This is a genomic window from Methylophaga pinxianii (assembly GCF_020447225.1).
Lineage (GTDB): Bacteria > Pseudomonadota > Gammaproteobacteria > Nitrosococcales > Methylophagaceae > Methylophaga > Methylophaga pinxianii.
This window is the reverse complement of sequence record NZ_JAJAEO010000140.1, coordinates 1-20,376: the sequence shown is the minus strand read 5'-3', so window position 1 is coordinate 20,376 and position 20,376 is coordinate 1. Positions and strand designations below refer to the sequence as shown.

Here is a 20,376-nt window from a genome sequence, read left to right as displayed (position 1 = left end):
TTTTTTTTGCCATTTATAAAATGTTTACCCAAAGGCAAAAGAAAGCTGTGCTTGAAAAAAATTAGGATCCTTTCTATAGATTCTCTATGATTAATGGTTTTGTTTATATACGAGCTTCTTCTGGATGCAAAATCGCAGACGAATTTTTACGCTAACGATCAGTTTTTTGGTTTTGCTGGGATTTATGGCAACCAGTCTCATTGGCTATTTTGTTGCCCGTGATTCCACCAGTGATCAGCTGCAAAAACAAATGCTGCCATTGACCAGCGATAATATCTATTCTGAAATTCAACGGGATTTATTACAGCCACTTTTGATCTCTTCATTAATGGCCAATGACACTTTCGTGATTGACTGGGCACAATCAGGTGAAGAGGATCCCGAACGATTAGCTGAATATCTGGCGCAAATTCAACGTAAATACAACACCATAACGGCCTTTTTTGTCTCGGAAAAAAAACGTAATTATTATCATTCCAAAGGCATTATCAAGCAGGTTGATGAAAATGATCCTGCTGATAAATGGTATTTCAATACACGCCAGCTTAATACTGATTACGATATTAATATCGATTGGGATACAGCAGAACCCAGCCGTATGAGCATTTTTGTCAATTACCGTGTTCTCAATCAACAAGGCGAATTAATAGGGGTGACGGGGGTCGGCTTATCCATGGAGTCGGTGGCACATTTGATTGAGAACTATCAACGTCGTTATGGTCGGGAAATTTATTTTGTGGATCGGCAGGGTGAAATCACGCTACGCAGCAGCCAGTTTCAGAACGATATTTATCTGCAAAACAAAGAAGGTCTGGATCAACTTTTTGTCAAAATATTAAGTAACCCCAGTGCATCAGTCAGCTATGCCGCTAAAAATGGTCACACTATTTATCTCAACAGTCGTTTGGTACCGGAGTTTGATTGGTTTTTGATTGTTGAACAGATAAATGATCCGGCAGCCGACCGGATTGAAACGGCATTATGGATTAATATCGCCGTTTCTCTGGCCATCAGTGTCTGTGTGTTAATGCTGGCGCATTTTACGATACGAGGCTATCAGCGCCGACTTGAAGCAATGGCTACCAAAGATAAATTAACCGGTGCCACTAGCAGACAGGTTTTTGATTGGATATTTAGCAAAGCACAAAAAACGGCATTGCGTAAGGATTGGCCGTTGTCGATGATTGTGCTGGATATTGATCACTTTAAGTCCGTTAATGATAAACATGGTCATCATTTTGGAGATCAGGTACTGAAATCGGTCAGTCGCTTGATAAAACAAAAAGTCAGAGAAGTGGATACCCTATGTCGCTGGGGTGGCGAAGAATTTCTTTTATTATTGGAAAACTGTGATCAAGACCATGCAGCTAAAATCGCTGAATCTATTCGCGAAGCAATTAGCGAGCACGAAATTCGGCTGAAAGACGACACCATTAAAGTCACCATCAGTGCGGGCTTAGCCGAATACGAATTAGGTGAAAGTATGGATAATCTGATTGAACGCTGTGATCACGCTATGTACGAATCCAAAAATAAGGGTCGCAATCGTATTACCGTTTATTAAGTTGTTGTTTCAATCCTGACTGTTTAAGTGACGCAGAAGCAGTGCTTATTTGATTCACCATGTTTGTGCATGGTGCACCAAATTGCACCACAAAGTCGCATCTCACTTACCTGTTTAAAATCAATATTCAATTAAATTAGTAGGTTACCTGTTGGCACAGTGATTGCTCAAGCATATTCAATCGAAATGCAGGAGCGATCCATGAAAGAAAAGTTAGTGCTGATAGGTAATGGTATGGCTGGTGTGCGAACACTGGAAGAATTACTTAAGTTAGCGCCCGAAAAATACGACATTACCGTGTTTGGTGATGAACCTTACGGTAACTATAACCGTATCATGCTGTCACCGGTTCTGGCTGGCGATAAAACCATTGATCAAATCATGATCAACGACCGTCAGTGGTATATCGATAATGGCATCACTCTGCATGCCGGTAAAAAAATAACCCACATAAATCGGGTAAAACGTCAGCTGGAAACGGCTGAAGGTGAAGTATTTGATTATGATCGCCTGCTCCTTGCCACTGGCTCCCGGCCATTTATGCTGCCATTGCCGGGACGTGATTTACCTGGTGTTATCAGCTTTCGCGATATTGCTGACGTGAACAGCATGCTGGAAACGGCGAAGTCCTATAAAAAAGCTGTGGTAATTGGTGGGGGATTATTAGGTCTCGAAGCGGCCAATGGTTTGATGATTCAAGGTATGGAGGTCACTGTGGTCCATATCGCTGATGTGTTAATGAATCAGCAATTGGATAAACCAGCATCGGATCTGATGTTGAATGAATTACAGGCCAAAGGGCTTAACTTTCTGATGTCGCATGAGACAGCTGCGATTGAAGGCAAAAAGCGGGTTGAAAAGGTCGTCTTTAAAAACGGTACGGAAATCGATACTGACCTGGTAGTGATGGCGGTCGGCATTCGACCCAATATCGAACTGGCGCAATCCGCCGGTATTCATTGTGAACGGGGGATTGTGGTGGATGACACCATGCAGACCTTTGATCCTAAAGTCTATGCTGTGGGTGAATGTGTACAACATAGAGGTTCAACCTTCGGTCTGGTTGCCCCGCTATTTGAACAGGCAAAAGTCTGTGCCAATCACTTGGCTCAGATGGGTATTGCCCGCTATGTCAGTTCGATCACGTCTACCAAATTAAAAGTGACCGGTATTGATTTATTCTCTGCCGGCAACTTTATTGGGGATGAAAGCACTGAAGATCTGGTGTTTAAAGATGCCGCTCGCCATGTTTATAAAAAGCTGGTTATTCAGGATGACAAACTGATTGGTGCAGTTTTATACGGTGATACTGTGGATGGGGCATGGTATTTCCAGTTAATGCGTGATGGTACCGACGTGTCGAGCATCCGTGAGAATATGCTGTTTGGTCAGCATCACATTGGTGACTCAGGTCATGGTGCGACCAATTCTGTCGATGGTCTGCCCGATGATGCCGAGATTTGTGGCTGTAATGGCGTCTGCAAAGGCGATATTGTGAAAGCCATCAGTAAACACAGCCTGTTTACTCTGGATGAAGTTAAAGCACATACCAAAGCTTCGGCATCCTGTGGCTCCTGTACCGGTCTGGTAGAGCAGTTACTTGCATCGACGCTGGGCAGTGACTTTAACGATACGCCAAGCAAAAAAGCCATGTGTGGTTGCACCAGCATGAGTCATGGCGAAGTGAAAAACGCGATTAAAGAACAGGGTTTGAAAACTATCTCTGATCTGATGCTGGCACTGGATTGGAAAAATCCAGACGGTTGCCATTCCTGTCGTCCCGCGTTGAATTACTATCTGCTCAGTACCTGGCCTGACTATCAGGATGATCCTCAATCGCGTTTCATCAACGAACGGGTTCATGCCAATATCCAGAAAGACGGTACCTATTCAGTCGTACCACGGATCTGGGGTGGGGTGACCAATGCCAATGAATTGCGGGCAATCGCTGACATCTCTGACAAATATAAAGTACCCACCGTAAAAATCACTGGCGGTCAGCGTATCGATTTGCTTGGTGTAAAAAAAGACGATCTGCCGAAAATGTGGGCTGATCTCAGTGAAGCGGGCTTTGTTTCAGGCCATGCTTACGGTAAATCATTACGTACCGTCAAAACCTGTGTCGGTTCAGAATGGTGCCGGTTTGGTACGCAAGACTCCACTGGCCTGGGCATTAAAGTGGAAAAAATGACTTGGGGGAGTTGGACACCGCATAAATTCAAGATTGCCGTATCGGGTTGTCCACGTAACTGTGCAGAAGCCACCATCAAGGATTTCGGTATTGTTTGTGTTGATTCCGGTTATGAACTACATGTTGGAGGGAATGGCGGTATCAAGGTGCGGGCGACCGATTTCCTTTGCAAAGTCGCTACTGAAGAGGAAGCAATGGAATATTGTGCAGCATTTATGCAGCTTTATCGTGAGGACGCACATTATCTGGAACGTACGGCGCCATGGATTGAACGGGTAGGACTGAAAAGCGTGCAGGCCAAGGTAGTTGAAGACCATGACAACCGCAAAAAACTGGCTCAGCGTTTTTATGAATCACAGGAAAAATCTCAGGATGATCCGTGGGCAGAACATGCTGCCAAACAGCGTGAAAACTATATTCCCATCAAGCAGGTAGGTTGATCAGATGCAAAATTGGACAGAAGTAGGACCGGTAGAAAGCGTGCCACAAAAAGGCTCACGAGTGATGTCTACACCGGATGGGGATGTCGCCATTTTTCGTACCAGTGGGGATGAAGTATTTGCCCTGTTTGATCAATGCCCGCACAAGAAAGGTCCCTTATCGCAAGGGATCGTCTATGACAAACGGGTCGCCTGCCCATTACATAATTGGGTGATTGATTTAAGCAGTGGCGAGGCGACTGGCCCGGACGAAGGATGTACCCGTTCATTTGCCACCAAAGTTGAAGACGGCCTGATTTATATCTCACTCTGAGGACTGACTGTTGGCACAACACGCTACACAAACAACTTGTCCCTATTGCGGCGTCGGCTGTGGCGTTTTAGCGGCACCTCAAGCGGATGGCACGGTAACTGTTAAAGGTGATCCGACGCATCCCGCGAATTTTGGACGTTTATGCTCTAAAGGTTCGGCTTTAGGTGAAACGGTAGGGCTGGATAACCGTTTGTTATACCCTCAGGTCAATGGTAAGCGTGTTGACTGGGACAGCGCACTGAATCATGTCAGTGATCAGTTTAAACAGATCATTGATGAGCATGGTCCTGATGCCATTGCGTTTTATGTGTCGGGTCAAATCCTCACGGAAGATTACTACATGGCCAATAAGCTGATGAAAGGTTTTATCGGCAGCGGCAACATTGAGACCAATTCACGTTTGTGCATGTCATCTGCCGTGGCGGCTCATAAGCGGGCATTTGGTAGCGACTCCGTACCATGCAGTTATGAGGATCTTGAACAAACTGATTTACTGGTGATTGTGGGGTCAAATACGGCCTGGTGTCATCCGGTATTATTTCAACGGATCACTCAGGCCAAACAAAATCGTCCAAATATGAAAGTCGTGGTGATTGATCCTCGCAAAACCGCGACCTGTGATATCGCTGATCTGCACTTGCCTTTGCGTCCCGGTGCTGATGCGTTTCTGTTTAACGGTTTACTCAGCTATCTCAAACAGCATGACTGCATTGACTGGCATTATCTTGAACAATATGTCGAAGGCTTTGCTTCATCTCTGGACTCGGCAGCTAAAACGGCAGCCAATATTCCTCAGGTAGCTCGTCAAACAGAACTTTCAGAAGCGGATGTAGCGAAGTTCTATCAGCTGTTTGCCTCGACTGAAAAAACCATCACCTTATTTTCCCAGGGGGTTAATCAATCCACCAGTGGTACCGATAAATGTAATGCCATTATCAACTGTCATCTGGCCACTGGTCGGATTGGCAAAACCGGAATGGGGCCATTTTCCATCACCGGTCAACCCAATGCGATGGGGGGGCGCGAAGTCGGTGGCCTGAGTAATCAGCTGGCGGCACATATGGAAATTGATAAGCCAGAACACCACGCCCGCTTGTCACGGTTCTGGGAAACAGATCGACTGACCAGCAAGGCCGGACACAAAACCATTGACATGTTTAAGGCAATTGAGCGGGGCGAAATCAAAGCGATCTGGATTATCGCAACCAATCCGGTGGTCAGCGTACCCGATGCCGATCAGGTCAAAAGCGCATTAGCAAAATGCGAGCTGGTCATTCTCTCCGAAATAGAAAAACAAACCGACTGTACCGAATTTGCAGATGTCTTGTTACCTGCACTTGGCTGGGGTGAAAAAGACGGGACGGTGACCAATTCAGAACGTCGTATCACTCATCAACGGGCATTTTTACCGGCGCCGGGTGAAACAAAGGCTGACTGGTGGATGCTGAAAGAAGTCGGCAAACGAATGGGATTTGTTAAACAGTTTCAGTTTGAAAAGCCTGTAGAGGTATTTCGGGAACATGCCAGATTGTCAGCATTTGAAAATGAGGGCGAGCGGGATTTTGATATCAGTGCGCTGGCGGATATCACTGAGCAGGAGTTCGAAGCTCTGCAGCCGATTCAATGGCCGGTAACCGAAAACGCACCTCAGGGCACGGCGAGGATGTTCACTGATAACCGTTTTTACACGGCTTCCGGCAAAGCCAGGATGATTGCAGTGCAGCCACACTATCCACAAAACGATGTGGATGAGGTCTATCCGTTAGTGTTGAATACCGGTCGTATTCGTGATCAATGGCACACCATGACACGTACCGGACGGGCTCCCAGATTAAATGCACATATCAGTGAACCGATGATTGATATGCACCCGGTAGATGCAGGGCATTGGCAGATCGAGAATAAAGCCTTGGCGCGGGTGGAGAGTAAATGGGGGCGTCTGACCGGAAGAGTCAATCTAACCCGGAATCAACGGCCAGGCAGTATCTTTGTGCCGATCCATTGGAATAGTCAGTTTGCCTCGCAGGGGAGGGTAGATACGTTGGTAGCAGCGATTGCCGATCCGATTTCCGGACAACCTGAATCCAAACATACCCCGGTAAATGTACGACCATTCTTACCCCGCTGGCACGGCTTTATTTTATCTAGGCAGGCTCTGAGTCTCACTGAAACGGCCTATTGGGTCAAGATCAGAGGTCAGCAATTCTGGCGCTATGAACTGGCTGGAGAACACTGGGTAGAACAGCCATTGATGTGGATTCAGAATCTTACCGAGCAGCAAGGTGAGTGGCTCGAATTCACTGACCAACGAGCTGGTCGCTATCGTGCAGCCAATATTGTTGATAACCAGCTACAGACTGTGATGTTTCTGGCTGCCGATCATCATCTGCCAGAGCGTGGCTGGCTATCGCAATTATTTACCGAAGAAACACTGGATGCCGCTGCCCGTCAAAGCCTGTTGGCAGGACGTCCAGGGCCTGGACAACAGGACAAAGGTAAACTGGTTTGTGCCTGTTTTGCGGTGGGCGAGACCACGATTAAAGAGACCATTCGTAAAGGCGAAGCCAAAACGGTTGATGATATTGGTCGCTGTTTAAAGGCCGGAACCAACTGTGGTTCCTGTATTCCAGAATTAAAACAATTGTTGGCCAATTCCTGACAATTGTTATGGCAGAAAAGAGTTCTGCCAAATCAAATTGACGAGTGTTTTGCATTTACGAAGATGTATTTCCCTCCGAACCGCTCAACGCGTATGCAGCCATAACGACGTGGCAAATCAATCTCTATTGTTGATATTTCGGTCGCCGGACCCGGTTCTGCGCCCCGTAAATAAGGAAAGATCATGTCAAAATTTTATACCTGTAGCGCTGCGACATTGATGATGGGCATCATTGGCACACTACCTATCAGCGTTTCCGCGGCAGAAAAAGACAGTTTTGTGGATGCTTTGACTGACGGTAAAGTCAGTTTTTCTGCCCGTGCCCGTTATGAGTCGGTTGAACAGGACAATGAGCTTAAAGATGCCGATGCGTTTACTGTGCGTTCGACGTTAGGTTATGAAACCGGTCGTTTAAACGGTTTTGGTGGCTTTATTGAGTTTGAGAATGTCACCGATCTGGGGGGGGAACATTACAACAGTACCACTAATGGCGAGACTGAATATTCCGTTATAGCTGATCCCGATGGGACTGAAGTCAATCAGGCTTATCTGAGCTATCAGGGATTTGACACGGTAACCAAATTCGGTCGGCAGCAGATTACCTACCGGGATGCACCATTTCATCGATACATTGGTAACGTATTATGGCGACAGAACCATCAAACCTTTGATGCTTTTTCCATTCAAAATACGTCGCTGTCTGACACGCAGTTGAGTTATGCCTTTGTAAATAAAATCAATACCATTTTTGGTGATGATCGGGATTCAGATCTGGTTGGGACTGGCGTGATCAAAAATGGTGTGATTGATATTGAAGCCCATCTGTTTAACGCCCAGTACAGCGGCTTATCATTCGGCAAGCTGGAAGGCTATGGGTATTTGCTGGAATATGAAGATGCTGAGGCAATTTCATCGAAAACATGGGGGCTGCGACTCAGTGGTGCACCCGCACTCAATGATGCCTGGAATCTGCTCTACTCAGCGGAATATGCCCGTCAAAGCGAATACAACGGTGGCACCATGGATGGCCAGAATTATTATCTGGCCGAACTGGGGGCCAAGCATAAAGGCTGGATGGCCAAACTGTCTTATGAAGTGCAGGAAGGGGATGGCACTGACAGTTTTAAAACCCCATTGGGCACTAATCATGCGTTTCAGGGCTGGGCCGATCAATTCCTGACCACTCCGGCGCAGGGGCTGAAAGATACCTATCTGACTGTGGTTGGCAATGTGTTTTTCGGTGCCAAGCTGATTGTTTCCTATCATGATTTTGTAACCGACCAGGACAATCTGGATGCAGGGGATGAACTGGACATTATGCTGGAAAAAACCTTTAACCAGCATTATACGGTTGGTGTGAAATATGCTGATTACCAAGCGGATGATGAGTTTCCATCATTGGTGGACACTGAAAAATTATGGGTCTATGGACAAATAACATTCTGATATCTCCTCGGTGCCCTAAAGTTGTACCAAGCCAGCCCTCTTCAGGACTGGCTTTTTTTTGCATTTCAGCTGGTCAATCGCACCAAAAATAAGCGATGTAATCCCTATAGCAGCCCATTTTAATGCATTCATAGATAAGATGTTTTTATAACTTATTGAAAATATTTGAGTTTATCTATGGCACGGCTTATGCAGTATCTACTTCGTTGCCATACAAAGAAGGAGGCCACCACAATGGGATACTTAGTTGATTTTTTCTATTTGATGAAAGAGTTATTCAAGCTGCTTTTGTTGGTGCTGATTTCTCCCTTAGGCTTAATGGCTGGTTATCTTTTCAGCTGGGAATAATGGAAACATAGGCTAATTGAGAGTCAGGCTATGATAGTCAATCCCACCATTGCAGGTGCATTAACGGTAGCAGCATGCTTTGCTGCTACCAAACAATTTACCTTGAATTTCCGTGATAACCGGCGCATTGAGTTAGCTATTTCTCAACTGCATCAACTGAAACAACTGATTGAATTATGCCAACAGCATCGTGGCATCAGCAGTGCTGTGTGTGCAGGTAATGCTTCTTTGACAGGTAAACTGACCTTTCTGCAACATCAAATTGATCAGTTCATTCTCGACAGTCGTCATAACGAAATACAAACACTGCCGCAATGGCTTTCCTTTGTTGATCACTGGCCGCGGCTGAAACAGCAAGTGGTCGATCGGAAACTCAGCTCTCATCAGGTTATTCGTCAGCATAATGCGATGATTGAAGGCCAATTGGCCTTATTTGATGATCTGAGCCGTTTACACAATCTTCACCATTTCATGCTCGATAACATCACCCGCCTATCTGGAATCTGTCTGGACACCTTACGAGCTGCCGAAATTCTGGGCCAAATGCGTGCCGTAGGGACCAGTTTGTGTGCTCGAAGTCAGGCGGGAGGCGCTGAAACGATGATGCTGACTTTTCAACGCCTGACAGCAAGTGGCAGGATTGCTGAATTGCTGAGAGAAATTGCTGGAATACGCAATAAAGATCTACAGGTCATTCTGGCTGAACAAACGACCCAAATCGAACGTGAAACAGATTTATTGTTGCAGACTATTGATCAACAAGTGCTGATTGAAGGAGGCCTTACCTTATCAGCTGATGATTATTTTAAAACGGCCACCCGTGCCATTGATACGGTACTCAATGTGTTTTCTCTTATCATTAACTATGCTGCGGATAATCATGCGAAACTCAACTGACATCATGACACAAAATTTTAATTCCACATTGGTGTGCGATCGTCCTGATATAGCACAGCAATTAGTCGAACAATTGAGTGGCACCATGTTTGAGGTGATCAATCAATCGGCTTCTCTTCCTAAACTGGCGATGAAACAGCTCGAATTTACCGGTATGTTCATTCTGGTAGTGCGTAACTGTGATAGTGACATGATGGCGCTTATCGATATGTTACTCAGACAACAGCCGATGCCGGTGGTGATTTTTACCGATACCTATGATGCACAAGTCGAAAAGCAGGCGATTCAGCTTGGCGTCAGTGCCTATGTTGTTGATGGTTTACAACCACATCGCGTGTTGCCATTACTCAGTACGGCACGAAACCGTTTTCTGCAACAACAGACAATGCGTGAGCAAGTTCAATCGCTGGAAACCAAGCTGGCCGAACGTAAGATTATTGATCGGGCTAAAGGAGTGTTGATGCAACAACGCCAATGTAGTGAAGATGAGGCTTATCGTCTGCTACGGACCACAGCGATGAACCAGAATATGCGATTGGCCATGCTGGCAAAACAAGTACTGGCTACGGCAAATCTTCTGGAGACGCAACCTCATAGCTGATGGATTAAATGATGTCTGGCGCTGCCTAAATGGGGTGTCAGACGTTTTGATATCAGCGTGAGTTCGTGAAAGCAAATAGTGCTTTTTTAATGTGATTTGATAAATAACGGATAAAAGAATTTTATTGAAATTTGCTGCTCTGATTTTTCTTTTATCTCAACAACGGTTTCACGCCGCATAGGTAAAAGAGAATTTTCACTCGGAATTATCAAATATGCTGACATTACATTGTTGGCCATTTCCTGTAAAAAAGTTTTCGCAGATAACAAAGTGTTATCTCACTGTTGTTATATTTGCCGAAAAGTTGTGAGTGATTGCTCGAGTAAGGGGAACCGCGATCTGATGAATCAGCCGCAGTTTTTGTAAAAAAAGTCCTATAGGCATGGATGTAAAGTTAAACCGAGCGGCTCAATGCAATAGCCGTGATATTTAACAAAACTTCTCGGTGACATGACCGATAGTATTTAGAAGTAAACTATGTTGAACGAAGTTGTATTCCATTCAGAATTCAAAGGTATGCCTATGCAGCAGTTGCAGGATGCTGAACAAACCAGTCTTTATGTGACGGCCGATTATCATCATTTTACGTTGAGCAGCCATTTTCAGCCTATTTTCAGCATTTCGCATCGTCGTCCAGTCGGCTATGAAGGACTGATACGCGCCGTTGATACCCAACAAAATCCGCACTCGCCAATCGAGCTGTTGGCGATACCTCAAACCGGAATAGAAAATCTGTCTCTGGATCGGCTTTGTCGTCGCTTACATATGCATAATTTTGCCCGGCAACCTAATGGTGAAGCCTGGTTATTCTTAAATTTAAATTCGCAATGTCTGGTTTCTGAACGGCCAGATGCCGGTTTTATGAATGAACTGTTTAAGCAGACCGGCATTTCACCGCAACGGGTAGTGATTGAAATTCTCGAAAGTGAAATTGATGACCGACATTATTTACGCAATCTGATTCGTCACTTTCGTGAACTGGGCTGTTTAATCGCGATAGATGATTTTGGTGCCGGACATTCCAATTTTGATCGCATCTGGGAGCTGGAACCGGATATTGTCAAAATCGATCGCAGCATGATCCGCGGGGCTGGTGCATCCAGCAGGGTCGAACGTATTTTGACCGGTGTGGTTTCATTAATTCATGAAGCGGGCAGTCTGGTCGTCATTGAAGGGGTTGAAACCGAGCGCGAAGCGCTGGTGTCGATTGCAGCCAACGCCGATATGATTCAGGGATTTTATTTTGCCAGGCCCCAACAGCGTATTTCTCAAAACCTTAAATTTGCTGAAGATATTGATCATTTATTGAAGATACAACAGCGTCAACGTTTTAAAAACAGCCATCAAATGAATCAGGATTTTAAAAAAATTGAAACCCTGTTTCGTCAGGCAGTCAGTGAATTTTCTATCACTAACGGCTTTGATAGCAGTACTCAGATACTGTTTAAAGAAAAACGAGCCGTGCGGTGTTATTTGCTGGACGAAGTAGGGTTTCAGATGGCGCGCAATGTCTACTCACCACACTACCAGCAAAAGATGGACGCACGCTTTACACCATTATTATCTGGCGATAATGCCAACTGGTCCCATAAACACTACCATTTCCGTGCTATTGAACACCCTGGTGAAATGCAGGTCAGTCGACCTTATTTGTCAGTAGCAGATTCAAGAATGTGTATAACGGTCTCCCAGACGGTGGTGGTTCACAACAAGCTTTATGTGTTTTGTTGTGATCTGGATTGGCAGGATGATTGATGCTGACAAACCAGTGATGCCTTATCTGGGCTAGAGTAAAACGGGGGGGACATGTTTGAGGTAGTCAAAAAATACCGACATTTTTTGTTGCCACTTTGTTTGGTTGTCATATTTGATATCACTTTATTGGCAATGAACTATGGCATCTCTGCGCAGTTGGAAGCCTCATCCATTAATATCAATATTGCGGGTCGGCAACGTATGCTGTCGCAAAAAATGACTAAGTCACTGTTGTTAATGCATTATCAACAGACTCAGGGAGCAAACACTGAGGCGGCCCATCGAGAATTGATGGAAGCCATGGCACTGTTTGATCAAACCTTAAACGCCATGATAAACGGCGGCGAAAAACTGAATACCAATAATCAACTTATCCAGATAAATCAGCTGACAGAAACGGTGATTCACAAAACACTGACGCAAGCTGTTGCATTATGGGAGCCATTGTATCGCTCGATTCAACAAATGCAGCTTAGTGAATCAGCATTGGAGCAATTGGTAAATGCCATGGTGCAGGATAATCTGCAATTACTTGCCCTGATGAATCAGCTGACCAATCAACTTGAAGCCTCGGCAAAACGGCAGACTTATTTGCTGAGAGGGCTACAGACTATTATTGTAATTTTGATTTTGTTGTCCTTTGCCATGGCAATAAATCGGCTGATTCGCCGCGAGCAATATTTCAGTAAGTTGATGGAAAAAAGTTCAGATATCGTTATCGGGATTAATTCCGCTACCAGCCGTATTACATTTATCAGTGCCTCAGTAAAATTGTTACTGCAGCACGATGAAATGTATTACTTGGGGCAACCCTACCATCGTTTGTTTAATCAGGAATCAGCGACCCGTATTTCTCACTTACTTTTATTAGCTAAAAAGTTTCGGCCTCTACCGTATAACCGTTGTGAAGTGCAGTTGGTTCGAGCCGATAATGCGTTAATTGATGCCGAAATGCTGTTACAGCTCAACCGCAGTGAAGATGGTCGTACCATCGAACTAAGTGCTGATATTCGGGATATCACCGAACGTAAACAACTGGAACTGGCATTGACCGAAATGGCTCATAAAGACAGCTTAACCGGGCTGGCGAACAGGGCGCAGTTCAACTTGATGGCAGAGCAGGCTATTTTACAGGCGCAGCGTAAAGGCACATCGGTCGCGATGATGTTTATTGACCTGGATGATTTCAAACTAGTGAATGATCATTGTGGTCACCATGTTGGGGATGCCCTGCTAATTGAAGTCGCACAACGAATCTGTCAGCGTTTACGCACTACCGATACGATATTTCGTATCGGCGGGGATGAGTTTGTCGTACTAGTGAGTGATGTATTACAAATTCAGCATTTACAGATGGTCGGCGATAAAATTATTGATGCTTTATCAGAAAATATGCTGATTGAAAATTGCCCGTGTCAGGTGGGAGCAAGCATTGGTATTGCATGCTACCCGGAAGATGGCCAGGACATTGATGCCTTGCTTAAGGCTGCCGATGAAGCGATGTATCGGGTTAAACAATCAGGTAAAAATGCTGTGTCATTTGTAGCCTGACAACTGCACAGCACTGGTGCGATATGCTGCATTTTGGTTTAAATAGGTGCATAGGATACCTATTTAAATGTAGAGTTAGTAATAAAATCAATAACCTGCAACTTGGCATGAATCCCGCTTTAGAGGCTCACCAATATCGGTCAAACGTTCTGAAGCGAGAACATTATGTCTGCGTCTAATTTAAAATTTTTATCCTTCAGCGGTAACAGCCGCATTTTACATCTCAGCTGGATGGCCTTTTTTATCAGTTTTGTGATTTGGTTTAATCATGCACCACTTCTGGTGTCGATCAAAGAAACACTTGGCCTCACCGATCAGCAGATTAAAACGCTATTAATCTTAAATGTGGCATTAACCATTCCTGCCCGAATTGTGGTGGGTATGCTGGTGGATAAATACGGCCCCAAAATTATGTATTCATTACTGCTGGGTATTTCCAGCATGTTATGTTTCTTTTTTGCCATGGCCGACAGCTTTGAACAAATGGCTCTGGCACGATTTCTATTAGGTTTTGTCGGTGCCGGTTTTGTTATCGGTATCCGGATGATTTCTGAATGGTTTCCGGCCAAACAAGTGGGGCTGGCCGAGGGAATTTACGGTGGATGGGGCAATTTCGGTTCAGCAGCCGCGGCAATGAGTCTGCCGACAATTGCTTTGATGTTTGGTGGTGAAGAAGGCTGGCGTTATGCCGTAGCGTTGACGGGCTTGATTGCGTTAGTCTATGCATTTATCTATTACAACAGCGTATCCGATACACCAAAAGGTTCCACCTATTTCAAACCGAAAAAATCAGGCGCAATGGAAGTGACCAGTAAAGGTGACTTTTTTCTGTTAATCCTGATGACTATTCCGATGTATGGTGCGTTAGGACTATTGGCGTGGAAGCTGTCACCCAATGGCGTTTCATTGCTGTCCAATTCAGTTACGTTGATGATTTATGCTGGTTTAGTGTTGTTATTTTTATACCAGCTTTATCATATATATCAGGTCAATAAATCTATTTTCCATACTCCAGTGCCAGAGATTCACCGTTATAAGTTCAAACAAGTTGCTGTGCTAAACTTGGCTTATCTGGCAACCTTTGGTTCTGAACTGGCAGTAGTGTCGATGTTACCATTATTTTTCAGTGAAACATTTGACATCACTGCCGTTCAAGCAGGTTTACTGGCTTCAGGTTTTGCCTTTATGAATCTGGTTTCCCGTCCTACCGGAGGCTATTTCAGTGATCGTCTGGGACGTAAGCTGACACTGACAATATGTCTCGCGGGTCTGGCTATTGGATATTTTGTGATGGGCTTGATCACGCCGGAATGGTTTATTTTGTTAGCAGTATTGGCCACCATGTGTTGTTCATTTTTTGTTCAGGCAGGTGAGGGCGCTGTCTTTGCAGTGGTACCCTTAGTGCAACGCCGCTTGACTGGACAAATTGCTGGTATGGCCGGTGCCTATGGTAATGTCGGTGCTTTATTATTCTTAACGGTATTATCGGTAGTCTCCGCACAATTATTTTTCTGGGTGATTGCTGCAACTGCCGTTGTCACCTTGATTGTGGTGCAATTTATGGATGAGCCTCGTGGCCAGATGGCTGAAGTGTTGCCTGATGGAACCGTGCAAATGATCGACGTGCATTGATGACAGGATAGAGTCATGCTGAAAGTCCGTTGTGGACAATACTCGCGGGCCGGAGTGAAAGCAGAAAATCAGGATGCGATTGGTTTTTATGCGCCGGAAAACGCATTATTGCTGGAGAGTAAGGGAGCCATTTGTGCGATTGCCGATGGCATCAGCAGTAGTGAACAGGCTCGCGAAGCCAGCCATGCCGCTATTACCGGATTTATTGCAGATTATTTCAGTACACCTGATACTTGGTCGGTTAAACAATCAGGTGGCAAAGTACTGACAGCGATTAATGTCTGGTTATGCGGGCAGAGTCAGCAGTTTCGAGAAATGTCGCGTGGCTTTGCCACCACATTTTCTGCAGTGGTTATTAAATCGGTGACCGCACACCTGTTTCATGTAGGTGATGCCCGGATTTATCTGTTTCGTCAGCACTCACTGGAACAATTGACTCAGGATCACCGTATCAAACTGGATGAAGGTAAAGAGTATCTGGGGCGAGCGTTGGGTGTGGATTACGCACTGGAAATTGATTACAAAAGTCTGTCCGTGGAACGTGATGATGTTTTTGTGTTGATGACTGACGGTGTTTATGAATTTGTCACCGACAATATCATCAAACAACTGCTCAGCGAACACGAAGATCTTGAGCAAGCTGCCATCGAACTATGCACTTTAGCATTGCAAAATGGCAGTGCCGATAATGTTAGTTGTCAATTGTTTAAAATTGATGAGCTATCCGAACCCCGTCCAGATGAAGTTTATGCCAGATTGACGGCCTTACCTTTTCCTCCGGAGCTATACGAAGGCATTATCCTGGATGGTTATCGAGTATTACGTGAGCTTCATGCCAGCTCCACCAGTCAGTTGTATCTGGCAATCGATACTGAAACCCAGCAGAAAGTGGTGTTGAAAACCCCTTCAGTGAATTTTGAAGATGATCCGGCCTATCTGGAGCGCTTTCAATTGGAGGAGTGGATTGGCCGTCGAATCGATAATCCGCATGTGGTACGTATTATTAAGCAGCAACGTTCACGGCGTTTTCTTTATTATGTTATGGAATATGTGCCGGGCAAGACACTGCAACAGAAACTGGATGATGAAGGACCGCTTAGCTTAAGCGAAGTCAGGCAGCTTTTACCCCAGTTGGTCTCCGGACTGCGTGCATTTCATCGTTTGGATATGCTGCATCAGGATCTCAAACCCGGCAATATTATGCTGAGCGAAGAAGGTACGATAAAAATTATTGACTTTGGTTCTACCCGTATAGCGGGGATTGCTGATGTAGCCTCACCGGTAGAACGAAAAAAATTGCTGGGAACCAGAGAGTTTACTGCACCAGAATACCTTTTGGATGAACATGCAGAGATGCAGGCTGATCAGTTTTCATTAGGGTCGATAATCTATCAATTGCTCAGTGGGCAATTACCCTATGGCAAAGGTTTTGAAAAACAGATGAATCGTCAGCAATTAAGCCGGTTGAGTTATCAATCATTGTGCTTACAGCGATCAGATATCCCGATTTGGGTGGATAAAGCCATTGAAAAATCTGTACAGCTTCAACCAAAGCGTCGTTACGAAGCATTGTCCGAATTTCAACATGACCTGCAAAAACCGAATCCCGCGTTTTTACACGAACAATACTTACCTATAATTGAGCGACACCCTTTGCGATTCTGGCAAACCTTTTGCGTTGTGAGCTTGCTGTTAAATCTGCTATTGCTTTATCAGCTATTAGGCTAGTAGCATCAGACCCTGATATGAGGACGCTCATTTAATTGCCTTGGCTTGCTTAACTGGCGTTGAAACGCTCGTCTGATTTTGCTGACTGGAAATGATGAGTGCAAAGTGTATTGTGTCAGTAAAATCAATGCTAAAAGACAGTGAAAGACAAATCTGGCTGATCGTCTGAACCAACGTTTCTTGGACATATTCTTTATCTCACTCAAAATGGATCATGCTGATATGCAGCTCAAGCTCTTTACCAGTGCGGGAAAATGTAGCAGGCGATGCTGAATTTAAGCTGAAGGAGTTTTCCTGTCTCATTGCTGCACAAAAACTAACGGACAAAAAAAAGCCGGGAGCAATCCCGGCTTTTTTGAGTGATTGAGAACGATTTATTTGATTGGCAGGAAATATAGCTTTCCACCTTTCATATCAGGCATCAAAATATGTTTGCCATCAGCCGATAACGCGATATCCGCAGCAGCTTCATATTCATCCGTAATCAATTGTGGTGTGGCTTTGGCTTCGTTTAACTGCCAGACCTTGCCGTTATTCCAGTCACTGACATACAAAAATCCATCTGTATCGCGAACCAATCCATCGGCACCACCAAATCCACTGTTCACTTTTGTCGCTTTAGCGGCGGAAATATCCAGTTGGAACAAATCACCGGTGCCAAAATCGGCCACCAACATTTTGTTATAACCATCCATCAATAAACCGTTTGGACGTTTAATCCCTGATTTTTGATTGATGATTTCACTGACTTTACCATCACTGGTGACTTGATAAATTCCAGCATCTTTGCCGTTGTCATCACCACTGTCGGATACATAAATCACACCATGACCATCAATTTCAACATCATTGAGAAACACGGGTTTACCGGGAAAGTCTGCTGGTTTCACCATGATTTCACTTTGACCATCCAGGCTGATTTTCACCAATTGATCAACATCAGCCACATAGAGTGTGTTGTTGAACATATCGATGCCTTTTGGATCATTGAGGCCATCAACCAGTGTTGCAGTGCTGCCATCAGGTTTTACTACAGTGACTTTGCCATCACCTTTTTTACCAAACTCACCGATTTCAGTAACAAACACCCGGCCATCCGGATGGGCAATAGCCGACTCAGGCATAACCAGATCTTTTACGGTTGTGGATGCGTGGCTTGATTTAGTGGATTGAGCAGCCGTTTGTTCTTCACCGTAACTGACACGGTAAATCACCCCATTAAAATCATCTGAAACCAGTACAGAGCCATCGGGTAATTGCAAAACATCCGTCGGGCGACCCCAGGCTTCTCCATCTTTTAACCAGCCATCGATAAAGGTTTCATGACCACTGACGTTATTGTTTTCGTCAAAGGTGACGCGCATTAACTGATAGCCAACCGGTTCCGTGCGGTTCCAGGAACCATGTTGAGCAATAATCACATCGCCTTTAAAATCTTCTGGAAACATATTGCCGGTATAAAATTTCATGCCTAATGCAGCGGTATGCGCTTGAAACTCGGCGACCGGATAGGTCACGTCTTTAGGTGGAGTTTTATCAGCCCAATCTTCATGACGCTCTTTACCGCCGGCATAATATGGGAAACCGAAGTGCATGCCTTTTTTCGGTGCCGCATTCAGTTCACCGGGTGGTGTATCGTCACCCATCATGTCGGTATTGTTATCCGTGAAGTACAACACGCCGGTTTCCGGTTGGAAATCCATCCCCACTGAATTACGGATACCTTCGGCATAAATCTCGGCATCACTGCCATCTGGATTCATCCGGATAATAGTGGCTTCCAAACCGTTTACATCACAGATGTTACAAGGGGCACCCACTGTGACGTAAAGCTTGCCATCAGGCCCAAAATCAATATAACGCCAGCCATGATGTGCTTTGTCTGGCAGATCTTCATAGATGACTTCACGCATTTCCTTAAATGGCAATGTCAGATCAAAACCGGGTGCAGAATAACGTGCAATGCGATTTTGTTCGGCAATATAGAGATTGCCTTGATACATTGCGACACCATTGCCGACTTTCAGATCATCCAGAATGGTGACTACTTCATCGGCTTTGCGATCTTTGTTCCGATCGACTACCGCATAGGCTTTAGGACCACGAGTACCGACAAATACTGTACCGGTTGATTGACCCAGAGCCATTTGTCTTGCCCCCGGAACTTCTGCATAGACTTCTACTTTAAAACCCTCTGGCACATTCAGTTTATGCAGGTTTTTTTCGACATCAGCAGCATCGGCGTAGCTGACACTACTGAACATGCCAAGCGAGGAGAGGGTTAACAGACTGAGTGTTTTCAGATTAAATTTCATGGATATCCTCCATTAATGAAAAAGAATTGGTAGGTCTTGTTGAGTCTTCATATCCACCACTGCTGGTGGCTATTTTTTGTGTCCGACAAGGCGCAAAGAACGCCATGTAATTTCAGCTCACAACAGCCGCGGAGACGAAAGATCAATAAGCCCTATGTGGTGACGATGATTTTGCCGAGTTGCTGATTGGATTCCATATATTGGTGAGCAGCAACAATCTCATTCAATGAGAAGGTTTTGGCAATAACCGGTTTGAGGTGGCCAGCAGACAAACCTTTTTGAATAAATTCCACACCTTGTTGTAAACGCTCGGCATCCCGGGTGAATTCAAACAAGGTATAGCCACGGAAGGTAAGGCCTTTTTCTAAAGCGGCAAATAATGGGAAAGCAGTCGGTTCAGGGCTTAGTGCGCCATAAACAAATATCGTTGCAAATTGGCCACAGACGTCAGCTAATTCACCTAAGCTTGGTCCAGCAACGGGATCAAATACCATATCTGCGCCTTTCCCACCGGTGATCAGTTGAACTTGTTCGGCGATTTGTTGCGATTCTCTGACGATAACATGTTTTGCACCCTGTTCCAGCAATACGGCTTTTTTGGCCGCTGTGCGGGTGATAGCTATCGGGGTGGCTCCTACCTGATTAGCTATCTGAATGGCAGCGAGGCCGACACTACTCGACGCTGCAGGAACCAGCAGTGTCTGACCTGCGGATAATTGACCAATATCAATCAATGCGCCCCAAGCCGTGAGGTATTGCATCCAGATTGCTGCGGCTTCTTGGTCGGACAGGCTATCTGGTTGTCTGACAATGGCTTGGACGGGAATAACTGCTTTTTCAGCGTAGGTACCATACTCATTCATCGAAAAAGCCGGAATGACGTTGACCTTGTCACCAATATTGAAGTGGCTGACATTGGCACCAAGCTGTTCAATA

General features: G+C 45.1%; 13 protein-coding genes. 11 read left to right on the top strand and 2 right to left on the bottom strand.

All coding sequences use genetic code 11. The features are described 5' to 3' along the window. Window positions 1-184: 184 nt before the first annotated feature. From LGT40_RS02775 to LGT40_RS02725, 11 genes are all read left to right on the top strand, one after another. The gene (locus tag LGT40_RS02775) at window positions 185-1,564 is read left to right on the top strand and encodes a sensor domain-containing diguanylate cyclase (protein ID WP_226072703.1); all 1,380 of its coding nucleotides are present in this window, start codon (window positions 185-187) and stop codon (window positions 1,562-1,564) included. Between the two features lie 201 nt (window positions 1,565-1,765). Then, on the top strand, window positions 1,766-4,195 hold the full coding sequence (gene nirB, locus LGT40_RS02770; RefSeq protein ID WP_226072701.1) for a nitrite reductase large subunit NirB: 2,430 nt from the start codon (window positions 1,766-1,768) through the stop codon (window positions 4,193-4,195). A 4-nt stretch (window positions 4,196-4,199) separates the two neighbouring features. After that, a complete protein-coding gene (gene nirD, locus LGT40_RS02765) occupies window positions 4,200-4,508 on the top strand; it encodes a nitrite reductase small subunit NirD (RefSeq protein WP_226072699.1) in 309 nt (102 codons plus the stop codon). 10 nt (window positions 4,509-4,518) lie between these two features. Continuing rightward, on the top strand, window positions 4,519-7,167 hold the full coding sequence (locus tag LGT40_RS02760) for a nitrate reductase (protein WP_226072696.1): 2,649 nt from the start codon (window positions 4,519-4,521) through the stop codon (window positions 7,165-7,167). 183 nt (window positions 7,168-7,350) lie between these two features. After that, window positions 7,351-8,613 (top strand): hypothetical protein, encoded by a 1,263-nt coding sequence (locus tag LGT40_RS02755; RefSeq protein WP_226072695.1) that lies wholly within the window; start codon window positions 7,351-7,353, stop codon window positions 8,611-8,613. Window positions 8,614-8,991: 378 nt separating this feature from the next. Continuing rightward, a complete protein-coding gene (locus LGT40_RS02750) occupies window positions 8,992-9,858 on the top strand; it encodes a nitrate- and nitrite sensing domain-containing protein (protein ID WP_226072693.1) in 867 nt (288 codons plus the stop codon). Beyond that, on the top strand, window positions 9,842-10,459 hold the full coding sequence (locus LGT40_RS02745; protein ID WP_226072691.1) for an ANTAR domain-containing response regulator: 618 nt from the start codon (window positions 9,842-9,844) through the stop codon (window positions 10,457-10,459). Before LGT40_RS02750 ends, LGT40_RS02745 begins: the two co-directional genes overlap by 17 nt. 477 nt (window positions 10,460-10,936) lie before the next feature. Further along, window positions 10,937-12,214, top strand: a complete 1,278-nt coding sequence (locus LGT40_RS02740) for an EAL domain-containing protein (RefSeq protein ID WP_226072689.1) — start codon at window positions 10,937-10,939, stop codon at window positions 12,212-12,214. 51 nt (window positions 12,215-12,265) lie between these two features. Beyond that, entirely contained in the window at window positions 12,266-13,765 is a 1,500-nt protein-coding gene (locus LGT40_RS02735; protein WP_226072687.1) for a diguanylate cyclase domain-containing protein, read from the top strand. Between the two features lie 165 nt (window positions 13,766-13,930). Further along, the gene (locus tag LGT40_RS02730; RefSeq protein ID WP_226072676.1) at window positions 13,931-15,397 is read left to right on the top strand and encodes a NarK family nitrate/nitrite MFS transporter; all 1,467 of its coding nucleotides are present in this window, start codon (window positions 13,931-13,933) and stop codon (window positions 15,395-15,397) included. 15 nt (window positions 15,398-15,412) lie between these two features. Then, on the top strand, window positions 15,413-17,125 hold the full coding sequence (locus LGT40_RS02725) for a bifunctional protein-serine/threonine kinase/phosphatase (RefSeq protein WP_226072674.1): 1,713 nt from the start codon (window positions 15,413-15,415) through the stop codon (window positions 17,123-17,125). Window positions 17,126-17,499: 374 nt separating this feature from the next. On the opposite strand, the gene LGT40_RS02720 is transcribed toward LGT40_RS02725, so the two are convergent. Both LGT40_RS02720 and LGT40_RS02715 read right to left on the bottom strand, forming a co-directional pair. After that, a complete protein-coding gene (locus tag LGT40_RS02720) occupies window positions 17,500-19,440 on the bottom strand; it encodes a PQQ-dependent sugar dehydrogenase (protein WP_226072672.1) in 1,941 nt (646 codons plus the stop codon). A 152-nt stretch (window positions 19,441-19,592) separates the two neighbouring features. Then, on the bottom strand, window positions 19,593-20,376 hold a 784-nt coding region (locus tag LGT40_RS02715), incomplete at its 5' end, for a zinc-dependent alcohol dehydrogenase family protein (RefSeq protein ID WP_226343152.1).